This window comes from Candidatus Gastranaerophilales bacterium (assembly GCA_028693235.1).
GTDB lineage: Bacteria > Cyanobacteriota > Vampirovibrionia > Gastranaerophilales > Gastranaerophilaceae > JAQUVW01.
On record JAQUVW010000002.1, the window covers coordinates 16766 to 30047 of the forward strand.

The window sequence follows — 13282 nt, forward strand, 5'->3', positions numbered from 1 at the left end:
ATTCTCTTACTCGGCATGCCGAGGTAGTCCAGTTCATTATAGACAACTCATGAAAAAAATGCATGGATTTAACGAAAATAATTTATAAAGCTTAACGCTAGACTTCCAAAAACAATCTTCTTCCGACAATATTCGGTTTGTTGTTGTAATAGCCTGCAAAATAACCGCCTTTTACAGGTGAATTTTTTCCGTAATATTGGTTAGTTGTTGTTTGCATAAAAGGATTTGCAAAAGGATTATTTGATGTGTTTTGAGCACCAACAGACTGGGGTGTAGAAACAGGTGCATACAAAACCTTTGAAATTAAACTTTGTAAATTGTTAATCATAAAATACCTTCTTGCGAACTTTCCGCAATAACCTCACATTATTTTGTTAATGAATTATTAATTGTTGTCATAATTATAATCGCAAAACAGAAATTTTTTAATATTTTTTAACAAAAATCATATTTTCAATGGAGACTATACTAAAAAGCGGGAATAAATCCCGCATTATAATATAATATTTCGCTTAAATATTAAACAGAAACTTTTTCATCTGCTGTTTCAAGATATTTGACCGCACTGCAAGCTGCAATAGCACCATCTGCCGCTGCTGTTATAACTTGCCTTAATGGTGTATTTCTAACATCGCCTACCGCATAAACACCTTGAACAGAGGTTTGCATATTAACATCTGTTTCAACAAATCCTGCTTGATTTTGTCTAAGTTGCCCGTTAATACCATCAACATTCGGCGTAAATCCGATATACGGGAAAACTCCATCAACCTTCAACTCTTTTTTAGACTTATCTTCTGTGCTTTCGATTACAAAGGTTTCAACAGTTGTATTGCCTTGGATTTCTTTTGGAACATAATTCCAGACAAATTCCAATTTTTCATTTTTAAAGGCTCTTTCTTGAACAATTTTGTCAGCTCTTAAAGAATCACGGCGGTGAACTACATATACCTTTGTTGCAAATTTAGTCAAATACATTGCTTCTTCAACTGCGGCATTTCCTCCACCGACAACAGCAACAACCTTGTCCTTATAAAAAGCTCCGTCGCAAACCGCACAGTAGCTGACGCCTCTACCTACAAATTCTTTTTCACCTGCAACGCCTAATTTTTTTGCCTGTGCACCTGTTGCAATGATTACTGTTTTTGCCTTAAATACGGCTTCATTAGTTTCGATTGTTTTAATGTCTGAAACTAAATCTATTTTTAAAATCTCTTGCATAGGGAATTTTTCCACGCCGAACTTGTCAGCATGTTCTTCAAATTTTTCCATCAAGTCATAACCGCCGATAACGGGGAAACCTGGGTAATTTTCTATCTCCAAATAATTACTGGGTTGCCCGCCAAACATTGTAATATCAATCATGGCAGTTTTTACATTACCTCTACATGCGTACATAGCAGCAGAAAAGCCACCCGGCCCTCCACCTAATATAACCACGTCAAATTGCAACTCTTTTTTCTCTGTTTGCATCATTTTATAAATCTCACTCTTCTCTTTTAATAATTTATCCGGTCTATTCAAAAATATCAGGAACTGTTGCACCCGACATCTTGAAGGCAACTATATTATATTCTACAAACTCTGTTTTGACCAGTTGCCCTTTTTGATAAGTTTTAACTTCAATTCTGTCTGTACCTCTAAAGTTATCACCATTAAGCGTTAAAACAGGCGTTTCTATTGACTCCTCGTCAATATCGTAAGATTTTTTCTTAAACCTTACAGTATCCCCTCTTACCTCATCCACACTTATTGAAGCTCTCGCTCCTGAAACAGGATTGCTGAGAGTTATGACGCCATTTTGTCTTGATAAGTTCCAAATATCAACGCTATAAGGTGCAAACATTTGAGAATTATTTGTTTTTGACAAAACAGAAACAACCTTCCACGCACCGAAAAAACCCGATGGAACGCTGTCTGTTAAAGAAACTCCGCCCGAAATAACCGTATTTGCAGCACAAGAATTTACATTGCCAAATTGAAACATGGCAATTACACACAAAAATACTATCGACAATCTGGATAAACGCATAAATATATTTTAATTATTCATATCAGATAATCAACATTATTTTAGGCAACAATATAGAATGAAATTATTCTTTATAATCTATATTGTCCGCTGCTGTTTTAAAGTATCCCACCCACTCATGACACTTTTCAGAGTCTAAAGTAAATGTTCTTCCTCCACCACGATTGGCATGACCGCCGGCTGTAAGTTCAGGATAAATATTCTCACGAATATATTCATTATACTTTTTAGCATAATCCTCCTTAGTATGGATGCTTATTTTATATAGGTCTTCATCAGGGTTGCTGTAAAAAACTGCTACAGCTTGAACATCTTTAAGGTCTTTCCTCAAGTCCTTAGAAATCATTTTATCATTTGAATCGTTATTCAACAAGCGAACTCTAAAATCTCTCAAAGTAACGCTTGTTCTTTTGTTGTCACCACCAAGTGCCATCCATTGCGGGTCTTGAGGTCCAAGCTCAACATAGGCAAATTTTTTGTTGTCACTAAACTTAACAGAATCAAACAATCTTTTTTGGAACGCTTTTTCTTTTGGTGACAATGTTGCCAATACATCTAAGTGAGAAATCACTTCTGACATGTCTTTTTTATTAAGTTTTGATGTTACATCTTTAAATACTTCTTTTGTATTATCATCTTCGCCCAGTTTATGCGTAAATTTTGTTGAAAATTTGTTTAAAAATTTCAAATATCCAGCCTTGCTCATATCATCTGACATTCCGCAAAATACAGACTTCAATTGAGGTTTAGATAATGGTTCATTTAAAGCTTCAAAAAATCTATACATAATCGCAGAACAAGATTTTGAACTTGAATCGATATAATAATTCTGAGGTTTTTCAACAGGCATATCAGCTACTGATTTGTATTGTGCCGTTATTTGTCTATAATTTGGCATTAATTTTGTACTTTCGTTGTGATGGTCAAAGCCAACCACATCTTTTGCATCATAAGCTCTGAAATAATTTAAAACATTAGGAGCCATGCGTTCTTCTTTACTGAAATCAACACATGCTGCTACATCTGCTTTTTGGGTAAACTCATCAACTTTATCAAAATTTAAAATATTAAACTTTGAAGGGTCATATTCATAGTTATCAGGTTCTTTCGCTGTAATTATACGTGGCGATTTGCCTTGTTTTTCTAAATATTCATATAATACTTTTGCACTATTAAATGAATCATCATCGGTTGATGTGTGACAGAAAATATCGACTGTATCTGCGTTTTGCAACTTTTTATTAATGTGTTCTGCTTGTTCTTTTGAAATTGGATTTGCTCCAAAAGACTGTTTTCCGATTGTTATAGGTGTAATTTTCATATTTGACCATTATCCGTTCATAGAATGTAAAAATAAATTATATTAGATAATAAACCAAACAAAATCATTTTTGCCTTGAAAAATGTATATTGTAAAAATTAGTAACAAAAATTATACAAAAAGGGACAATTAAAATAATTGTCCCTTTTTTCATCTTTATTATATTTAATAATAATCACTAGAACTATCAGAATAATAATCCGGATTAGCAGATTCTGTATCTGCCGAACTATCAGAATAATAATCACTAGAATTATCAGAGCCTGTATCAACACCTGAAGGAGGATCAGAGGTAATATTTTCTCCGGTATTACAATTAACATTAGAAACCGACATAACTGCCCAAGATTGCATCCAATCAGGGTTAGCTCCAACATCTCCTGTAGAATAGCAATTAGTCCCTGAATTACTATGATTTTTATCGATTTTTTGTATTAATTTTGCAGGCATAAGAGATTGAATATCTCTACCGATTTTATTCGGCCCTCTATCTCCGTTAACATCAACAATTAACATAGCATCTCGGTCAAAATCCTCTGATATAAACCATTTCATACCATCTGCAGTTATAAAGCCCTCTTGCTCTGTACCATCGGGAAGCTTCATAACACCGGTAGAATTCATATTCATATATTTTGAAAGATAATTTTGAATAAATTTTTGTGGATTTTTTCCATTTTCAACCCACCTGTCATATAATAATCTATCATTGAATCTATATTCGTCAGAGGCAATTCTGGTCATTTCAACCGCCGCTTTTTTTGCCGCAACTTCAAACTCTCTATCTTTTGTAGTATTAATAACAGCAGGTATTGTGAGTGCCGCTATAACTCCGATAATGACTAATGTAATTAGCACTTCCGCCAATGTAAATGCTTTGTCTTTATTACTCATAAATTTTCCTTTTTGGATACATAATACCACAAATTCACATAAATCTAACCTTTGGATTTTTCAGCTTTGTGCTATAATCATTCTATGAATAATTTTTAACAAAGGATATATTAATGTCAACAGCAACAATTGAAGAACTTAGAAAAAAATATGAAGTAGTTATTGGGCTAGAGGTACACGCTCAACTAAAAACCAAAACAAAAATATTTGCACCTGATGGTATTGAATTCGGAAAAGAACCTAATTCTCAAATCAGCACAATCACCCTCGGAATGCCGGGTGTATTACCTGTTTTGAATAAAGAAGTTGTAAATATGGGCATTTTGACAGGGCTGGCTTTAAATTGTAAAATTCCTCATCGTTGCAAATTTGACAGAAAACAATATTTCTATGCTGACCTTCCTAAAGGCTACCAAATATCTCAATACGATGAGCCCATCTGTATTGGCGGGTATATTGATGTCAACGGAAAAAGAATCGGTATTACAAGAGCCCATCTTGAAGAAGATGCGGGAAAGCTTGTCCACGCAGGCTCTAACGGAATTCACAATTCCAGCTATTCATTAGTTGACTTAAACAGAGCAGGCACTCCACTATTGGAAATCGTATCTGAGCCTGACATGAGATCTTCTGAAGAAGCAAGAAATTATATGGAAGAATTGAGAACAATTCTTCGTTATATGAATGTCTGTGATGGCAATTTAGAAGAAGGCTCTATGAGATGTGACGCAAACATATCTGTCAGACCAATCGGACAACAAGAATTCGGAACAAGAGCTGAAATCAAAAACGTAAATAGCTTTAAAGCTCTTCAAAGAGCCATTGAATACGAAATTGACCGCCAAATTGATATAGTTGAAGATGGCGGAGAAGTCATTCAAGAAACAAGACTATGGGACGACGCTTTAGGCACCACAGCCTCTATGAGAGGTAAAGAAGACGCCCATGATTATAGATATTTCCCTGAGCCTGATTTAATGCCTCTTGAAATATCAGATGAATGGGTCAACAAAATTAAAGACTCAATGCCAGAGCTTCCTGCCGCTCGCCGTGCAAGATATGAAGCTCTCGGACTTTCTGCATACGATGCTAACGTTATCACTGAACAAATGGAAACTGCTTTCTTCTATGACAAAGCTTTGGCTTTGGGGGCGGATTATAAAATTGCAAATAACTTCTTGATGAAAGAAGTAACCGCTTTCTTGAAAGAAGAAAAGATTGATATTAATCAAACAAAAATGTCACCTGAATCATTTGCGGAATTAATAAAACTTATATCTGATGGCACCATCTCAAATAATATAGGTAAAAATATTATAATGACACTTCTTAAAGAAGGTGGAAGTGCTAAATATATCGTAGAAAAAGAAGGACTAAGCGTAATTTCTGACGAAAGTGCTCTTAAAACTATCGTTGAAAAAATTGTTACCGATAATCCATCTCAAGCTGAATTGTATCGAGGTGGTAGAGATAAATTATTTGGATTCTTCGTAGGTCAAGCAATGAAAGCTACTCAAGGAAGAGCCAATCCTCAAACGCTTAACAAACTATTAAAAGAGGCATTAAACGGATAATGTCTGATATATTTTCCCGAAACAAACTTATTTGGGGAGAAAATAACCAAAAACTTTTAGCCCAAAAGCACGTTGCAGTCTTTGGGCTCGGAGGCGTTGGCGGATATGCAGCAGAATCACTGGCAAGAGCAGGCGTGGGAAAACTCTCGCTAATAGATTTTGACGCAGTATCTGAAAGCAACCTCAACAGGCAAATTATCGCCCTACATTCTACTGTCGGGAAAAGCAAAACAGAACTTTTTGAATCAAGGCTTAAAGATATAAATCCTGACATTAAAATTAACTCTTTTAACTCTTTTTACACAGAAAATATCAATCACTGTGTCTTCAACGACAAAATCGATTTTGTAATCGACGCCATTGACACATTAAAATCAAAAATCCAATTATTGGAATACTGCCACTCAAACAACATCAAAGTCATTAGTTCAATGGGTGCAGGCAATCGTCTTGACCCGACAAAACTAAAAATTAAAGATTTGTCTGAACTTTGTGACATTAAATGCCCTTTTATAAAAAATGTAAAAAGAATTTTGAACAAAAAAAATATTACAACCGGCATAATTTGCGTTACAAGTGACGAAAAACCAAAAAAAGGCTCTCACATTAAATCTCAAGAAAACATAAAAACAGAAAACGGCACAATAGAACTTTTAAAGGTATCGCCTGGCTCTGTCATATTTGTCCCTGCTGTAGCAGGCTATTACATGGGGTATTATGTAACAAATTGTTTCATTATGCAGGTATGAATTTTTCCATTTTATAATCAAAACTATTTTGCAAATTTTGTCATAAAATAACATTATTAGCCTTTATCGACTATTTACAATTTTTAACATGTGTATGTTCATGCGTTATATTTTTCACTATTGTGGGGATAGAATACATGGGTTAGTTTCAAAAGACATCTTCAACCACGAACCGTTGAGGTTCTTTTATTAACTCGCACCTTTGTCCTTGCATTCTGGAACTAATTTACGAGAAAAAGATGTCCAAAATTCAAAAAAGACAAAAATACGCTTTTACACTGGCAGAAGTCCTGATAACTCTTGTAATCATCGGCGTCATTGCAGCAATGACCATTCCATCGCTTCTTAATAACACAAACAAACAAGAATACAAAACTGCCTTCAAAAAAGCCGTATCATCGCTTAACCAAGCTATAACGCTCCATTATGCATTAGATGGAGAAACTGTTAATGACTTTGACTCTTCTTCAACTCTGCTTGCCGGACTGTTTGAAAAAAGAATGAACATTATCAGCACAACAGCAGGCGTTAGTTATGCATCTACAAAAAGCGACGTCGTCTTTTATACAGCTGACGGTATCTCCTATGGCATAAAAGCCCAAAATCCTCAAGGTGGTTGCTATGATCAAAACACTGACACACCTTGTTTTATTGTCTACGTCGATGTAAATGGTGACAAGAAACCTAACTCTTGGTCTCAAACCACTGATAACATTAAAGACGGCTATAAAATAGAACTATTCGACCAAAGTGCTGTCCCCTGGGGAAAAGTCGCCAAATCCATAATGTATGATGGTTCGGAAACAGTATCCCAAGCAGAAGAACCCTTTTAATAGAATTCTGATTCCTTAATATTTACTTTACACATCTCAATATTGCGAGATAAAAAATAAAATTCGGGAACCATTCTGTTAGTAACTCTTATCTGTCCTAATTTCTAATTTGTAACTCCCTAATTTTCGGGTAAAAAAATGTTTGCATTTTTTATCGAAATGGCTTACAATAAACAAAAAAGATGATGTAATGTATTTTGGAAAGGTATAATATGAAAAGAAATTCAGCATTCACTTTGGCAGAAGTCTTGATTACTTTGGTAATCATAGGTGTTATTGCCGCTATGACTATCCCATCGTTATTAAACAATACTAACAAGCAAGAATACAGAACCGCTTTGAAAAAAGCTGTTTCTGCATTGAACCAAGCAGTTACTATGCAATATGCTCTTGAAGGTTCTACTGCAGCAGAATTTACTGATGCAGATGATTTAAGAGATAACTTATTCGCTCAAAGACTAAATGTCGTCAGCACATCCATGCCGGGTTCATCTGGGGCATATCAAGGTTCTGCTGACGCTGGTTTCTACACAGCTGATGGTATTTTCTATGGAATTGAAGGCTATACAAGTACTTGTTCAGACACAGTTCCATGTGCAACTATTCGTGTTGATGTAAACGGTGACAGAAAACCAAATACTCTTACTGATAATGCTTCATCTCCTAAAGATGGCTTTATGTTAAGCCTATATCCTCAAAGAGTCACAGCATCTACAAACTCTGAAGCTACTCAAAAAGTATTATACGACGCAGCTAATTAATTTCTTTTTAAAATATAATAATAAAAACAACCTCATACAAAGAGGTTGTTTTTTTGTTGTTATGTTGATATTTCGTCAAATTTCCATTATAATTTTAATAAGAATAGGAAAATTTGAAATGGTAAACAAACACTTCAAAACAAAAGCGTTCACACTTGCTGAAGTTTTAATTACACTAACAATTATTGGGATTGTTGCAGCTATGACAATTCCTTCTTTGATGTACTCAACAAACAAACAAGAATATAGAACTGCTTTGAAAAAATCATTGACTGTATTAAATCAAGCAATAACGGCAAATTATGCACTTGATGGAATGACTATGGCTGATTATGATACAGCAAGCGATTTAGTCGAAAATATGTTTAAGCAACGTATGAGCATTACAACCACAAAAACAGACGGTCCGGCTTATCATGACGGGGCTACTGCCGTGGCATATACAGTTGACGGAATGTCCTTCGGTGTAATCGGAGACAAGCAAGCAAGTTGCCAAAGCCAATTAAATAACCCTTGTTTTGAACTCATAGTCGACATAAACGGAGATAAGAAACCAAATCAACTTACTCTTTCCGGCGATGACCCTAAAGACGGTTACAAAATAACTCTTTATCCATACAAAGCTGTTCCTACAAACGAAGTTACACAAAGAGTTCTATATGACCAAGGTATTTATTACAACTAAAAGTAACAAATTATTTATTAATATTTGCAAAAAGCTCCCTCTAAGGGAGTTTTTATTATATAATTATAGAAATTGTTTTTAACATGTCATCACATTTGGGGGAAGCTATAGAATGGGATACCGTTTTGAGATAATCACAGGTCCAATGAGTTGCGGAAAAACTGAAGAACTTTTGAGACGAATTAGAAGACATACTATCGCCAAAAGAAAAGTTAAAGTAATCTCTCCGGACATCGACACAAGAGCACAAGGTGATTATATCGAATCCAGAAACGGATTATGGCTAGACGCTCACAAGGTCAAAAATGCCAGAGATATTCTAAACCATATTGAGCCTGATGATGATATTATAGCTATTGATGAATTGCAATTCTTTGACAGAGAAATTGTACCTGTCGTAAATCAAATCATTGCTATGGGCAAAAAAATTATAGCAACCGGCTTGGATTTAGATTTTAAAGCTGAACCTTTTGGCTCAATGGCAGAACTTTTGTGCTATGCAGACAAAGTAGATAAACTAACCGCCATCTGCATGAAATGCGGTAGTGATTATGCAACAAGAACTCAACGGCTCGTAGACGGTAAACCCGCTGACAAAAACTCTCCGTTGATTATGATTGGGGCAGATGAAACTTACGAAGCAAGATGTATTGATTGCTATGAGCTTCCTGATAAAGAAGCTGAAAAAAGAAAAGATTCTAAAAAATATGCATCAGGCACAAAAAACAATAATCTAATAAAAATTTTAAGTTTTAATAAAGAAAAAAGTGAGGTATAAATCCTCACTTTTTCTTTTTATATTTGCTTTTATTTTAATAAATAATTAATTAAAGTCCTAACTCCCATGCCAACAGAAGCTTTAATACCCATATTATTTGCCTTTTCTAAAAATGCTGTACCTGCAATATCAATATGAGCCCAAGGGGTTTTTCCTGTTGTAAAATTCTTTAAAAATATAGCGGCAACAGAAGCACCTCCATAGCGAGAGCCCGTATTTTTCATATCAGCAATATCACTTTTTATTGAGTCACCATATTCTTCAAACATTGGCATTTGCCACATTTTTTCATCTGCTCTTTGAGAGCATTCGATTATTGAATCAATAAGGGCTTGATTATTGCCCAAAATACCACTTGCAACAGAGCCGAGTGCAACCATACAAGCACCTGTCAAAGTTGCCATATCAACAATTTCATCAACTTGAAGTTCTTCAGCATAGCAAATTGCATCTGCTAAAGTAATTCGACCTTCTGCGTCCGTATTATCTACTTCGATTGTTTTGCCGTTTTTAGCTGTCAAAATATCCCCTGGTTTATATGAATTTCCGCTCACCATATTTTCACAAGCTGCAATCATCGCATGGACCTCAACATCGGGTTTTAATTCAGCAATAACACTCATTATACCCAACATTGCTGCTGCAGCGGACATATCATCTTTCATATTCAACATAGATGATGGTGGTTTCAAATCCATACCGCCTGCATCAAAGGTTAAACCTTTCCCAATAATTGCAATTTTCTTTTTTGGATTTGCAGGAGTATATTTCATATGGATAAATTTTGGTGGTTGTGAGCTTCCTTTTGCAACTGCTAAAAATGCGGTCATTGCCATTTTTTCAATTTCATCTTTATCAAAAACAGTTGTTTCAATACCATCAATAGATTTTGCAACTTCTGCCAATTTGGTAGGAGTAGAGTATTGAGCAGGTTCATTAGCAAGATTTCTTGTTAAATTGACTGCTTTTGCAACAGTAATCCCTTTTTGCATACCTTGCTCAGCTTTTTTATATTTTTCTTCATTAATTTCGACAATCTTGAAGATTTCAACTTTGTTCTTTGACTTTTTAGATTTGTATTTATCAAACTCATAAGAGCCTATTAAAGTACCTTCTGCAATCATTTGGGCACAATCAAAAGCATCAAAACCAGCTACACCTGCACCTTGGAGCAAAGAGGCTACGGTTTTAACATTATCTAAAGAGTCGCATTTTTGTATGATTTTAGAAGAGAGTTCTCTCAATTTATTCAAAGAAAATTCATTCGATTTTCCTAAACCAACTACCAAAACCTTTGTAAAATTAGGGTTATCAAGGACAGGAAGCAAATACATCTTGCCATATTCACCATTGAAGCCTTCTTTTTTTATAACAAAATTTGAAATAGCATCATTTAGTAATTTATCCACTGCACCCGTAGCACCAGCTGGGCTTTTGACACCCTCAAATAAATTTACTATAAGCAAATCCGTTTTAGTTTCTGTTAAGGAACCTTTTTCGATTGTAAAGTTCATTTTATTCTCCTTCCAATAGTTCTTTCTTTATAAAGCAAGAAACCTATTTACAATGTATTAAATTTTTTCATGAATTTTTCTACCCAATTAAATATTAATGAAAGCTCGTAAGGCTTTGGAATATATACGTCAGCTCCTGCGTTTAATATTTTTTCTTTATCGTGAATAGTTGTTGATAATATAATTTTTGAATTTTTATATTTATCCTCCGATTTTAAAACTTGGCAAAATGCAAGCCCTTCGAGTGCTTCTGTATTTCCTGCGTCGAGAATGATAACAGCGGGGATAAACTCATCAGGTATTCTATCTATTGCAGAATAGTCTTGTAGCACCATAGTTTCATAACCTTGCATCTGAGCAGTTGTACTAAGCAACAATGACAATGCTTCATCAGGCTCAATGATTAAAATATTTGCATTGTATGTTTTATCTTCAACGGCATTATCGGCTGCGATTTTAGGACGTTCCATAATAAATGCCGAACCGTCTTTAACTTTAGCCAACTTGAGCATTGAAACAAGTGCGTTTACGACCTGTCTTACATTCGTATAATTCTTGTACTGATTGGAAACCACGCCAAGACTCGTTGATACAAGAGAAACTTTATTGCCTGCATGTTCATCACCATTTGTCAAAATATATCCACGAGAGGCGTCTGATTCTGAATAAAACTTTTCAACAACTGTATCAAAAGCACAAACCAAATATTGTGCCAATTTTTCTGCTTTATAAGGATTTGTCAAAATCAAAAAATCATTTTCTTGGATTTGACCTGCAAAATCATTCTCATCAATTATATTATTTATAATCGCAATATAGGTTTGGAGCATTTTATCTGCAGCAAGCTCGCCATATATCTCTTTATAGAAATCAAAATTATCAATATCAATTAAAATAGCGGCCCAATCTTTTTTTTGATTGATAGTCCTTTTTAAAGTTTTTAGCGTTATTTTTGAGTCGAACAAGCCTGTTTTTTCATATATATTATTTTCAAAATGACGCCTTAAATGAGCACTTATACGTGCTTTAAATTCGTTGTGGTCAATAGGTTCACTCAAAAAATCATCTGCACCTGAATCAAGAACATCAATTCTGTCTTGAATATGGTCAGATTTTGAAAGAGCGACAATGACAGGTCGCATATTGAAACTTAAAACTCGTAACCTTTTAATAGTATCGCAAATCGAATCATCTATACTATCTGAAATCAATATCAAATCAGGTTCATAAGAATTAAGCACATTTAAGATTTCAGGCATCTTAGTCGCAAAAAAAACAGACGTCATAGTATTTTCAAGCATTTTTTTGTACTTGAAACACTGTTCTTTCCTTTTATCAACTATCAATACTGCCTTTACTAACATTTTTTCTCTTTAATTTTTTTTAACGTATTTTCTCCATATTTTGAAATAGGGAAACTGACAGAAAAAATCGTCCCAACTTCTTGCGGAATAACAGAGATATGCCCATTCATTTTTTCAACAATATTCTTTGTAATATACAAGCCCAATCCTGTACCTTGGATTTTTCTTGTCAAAGGAGAGTCTATTCTTGAAAATTTATTAAAGATTTTTTCGACATATTCTTCACTAACTCCAACGCCATTATCTCGTATTTCTATGACGACTGCTTCTTTTGATTTCTCTTGCTTTAAAGATATTTCAACAAGAGAGCCCTCTTCAGAATATTTGCATGCATTATCAAGAAGATTAACCATAACTTGCTGAAATTTATCAGTATCAATCAAAACGTAAGAAAGTTTTTTATCATGAAAAATTTTCAACCTATGAGATTTATACTGAGATTTGATAACTTGAACCACCATCTCAACAAAAGGCAAAATATCAACCTCTTTATATACAAGCACCTCTTTATCCGATTGAAGCTTAGAAACAGTCAATAAATTCTCAACAAGATTTATCAACCTGTTAGACTGCTCTTTTATAATATTTAAAAATTTGACCCTTTGTTCAGGTGACAATTTATCAAAAGAAGTCAGCAAAGTATCCGCAAACCCTCTGATACTCGTTAAAGGAGTTCTTAGCTCATGGCTCACCGTCGATATAAAATCTAAGTGAGCCTGTTCTAATTCTTTTATTTTTTCATCAATTTCTTCTGTCATAATGCAATTATAGCAGTTT

At 34.4% G+C, this 13282-nt stretch carries 14 protein-coding genes; 6 read left to right on the top strand and 8 right to left on the bottom strand.

What is annotated here, in order from left to right; all coding sequences use genetic code 11:
• Positions 1-97 precede the first annotated feature (97 nt).
• The 5 genes from PHV37_03190 to PHV37_03210 all read right to left on the bottom strand — a co-directional run bounded on the left by PHV37_03190 (position 98) and on the right by PHV37_03210 (position 4247).
• Positions 98-328: a hypothetical protein gene (locus PHV37_03190; protein MDD3237082.1), complete on the bottom strand. Its 231-nt coding sequence runs from the start codon at positions 326-328 to the stop codon at positions 98-100.
• Positions 329-519: 191 nt separating this feature from the next.
• Positions 520-1476 carry a thioredoxin-disulfide reductase gene (gene trxB, locus PHV37_03195; protein ID MDD3237083.1) on the bottom strand — a complete coding sequence of 319 codons (957 nt, stop codon included), beginning with the start codon at positions 1474-1476 and terminating at the stop codon, positions 520-522.
• Between the two features lie 40 nt (positions 1477-1516).
• Positions 1517-2032 (bottom strand): hypothetical protein, encoded by a 516-nt coding sequence (locus tag PHV37_03200; GenBank protein MDD3237084.1) that lies wholly within the window; start codon positions 2030-2032, stop codon positions 1517-1519.
• Between the two features lie 64 nt (positions 2033-2096).
• The gene (locus PHV37_03205; GenBank protein ID MDD3237085.1) at positions 2097-3353 is read right to left on the bottom strand and encodes a DHH family phosphoesterase; all 1257 of its coding nucleotides are present in this window, start codon (positions 3351-3353) and stop codon (positions 2097-2099) included.
• Positions 3354-3518: 165 nt separating this feature from the next.
• Entirely contained in the window at positions 3519-4247 is a 729-nt protein-coding gene (locus PHV37_03210; GenBank protein MDD3237086.1) for a type II secretion system protein, read from the bottom strand.
• A gap of 113 nt (positions 4248-4360) precedes the next feature.
• Between PHV37_03210 and gatB the strand changes: the two genes are divergently transcribed.
• The 6 genes from gatB to PHV37_03240 all read left to right on the top strand — a co-directional run bounded on the left by gatB (position 4361) and on the right by PHV37_03240 (position 9627).
• Positions 4361-5821, top strand: coding sequence for an Asp-tRNA(Asn)/Glu-tRNA(Gln) amidotransferase subunit GatB (gene gatB, locus PHV37_03215; protein ID MDD3237087.1), 1461 nt, complete (start codon positions 4361-4363; stop codon positions 5819-5821).
• Positions 5821-6570, top strand: a complete 750-nt coding sequence (locus tag PHV37_03220; protein MDD3237088.1) for a tRNA threonylcarbamoyladenosine dehydratase — start codon at positions 5821-5823, stop codon at positions 6568-6570. Before gatB ends, PHV37_03220 begins: the two co-directional genes overlap by 1 nt.
• A gap of 239 nt (positions 6571-6809) precedes the next feature.
• On the top strand, positions 6810-7403 hold the full coding sequence (locus PHV37_03225; protein MDD3237089.1) for a type II secretion system protein: 594 nt from the start codon (positions 6810-6812) through the stop codon (positions 7401-7403).
• A 212-nt stretch (positions 7404-7615) separates the two neighbouring features.
• A complete protein-coding gene (locus tag PHV37_03230) occupies positions 7616-8164 on the top strand; it encodes a type II secretion system protein (GenBank protein MDD3237090.1) in 549 nt (182 codons plus the stop codon).
• Between the two features lie 118 nt (positions 8165-8282).
• The gene (locus tag PHV37_03235; protein MDD3237091.1) at positions 8283-8849 is read left to right on the top strand and encodes a type II secretion system protein; all 567 of its coding nucleotides are present in this window, start codon (positions 8283-8285) and stop codon (positions 8847-8849) included.
• A 112-nt stretch (positions 8850-8961) separates the two neighbouring features.
• Entirely contained in the window at positions 8962-9627 is a 666-nt protein-coding gene (locus PHV37_03240) for a thymidine kinase (GenBank protein ID MDD3237092.1), read from the top strand.
• A 29-nt stretch (positions 9628-9656) separates the two neighbouring features.
• Here the strand turns inward: PHV37_03240 and PHV37_03245 are convergent, their stop codons facing one another.
• From PHV37_03245 to PHV37_03255, 3 genes are read right to left on the bottom strand one after another with little or no spacing between them, the layout of a single operon-like run.
• Positions 9657-11141, bottom strand: a complete 1485-nt coding sequence (locus PHV37_03245; GenBank protein ID MDD3237093.1) for a leucyl aminopeptidase — start codon at positions 11139-11141, stop codon at positions 9657-9659.
• A 47-nt stretch (positions 11142-11188) separates the two neighbouring features.
• Positions 11189-12505 carry a response regulator gene (locus tag PHV37_03250; GenBank protein ID MDD3237094.1) on the bottom strand — a complete coding sequence of 439 codons (1317 nt, stop codon included), beginning with the start codon at positions 12503-12505 and terminating at the stop codon, positions 11189-11191.
• On the bottom strand, positions 12499-13263 hold the full coding sequence (locus tag PHV37_03255; GenBank protein MDD3237095.1) for an ATP-binding protein: 765 nt from the start codon (positions 13261-13263) through the stop codon (positions 12499-12501). Before PHV37_03255 ends, PHV37_03250 begins: the two co-directional genes overlap by 7 nt.
• Positions 13264-13282: the final 19 nt, after the last annotated feature.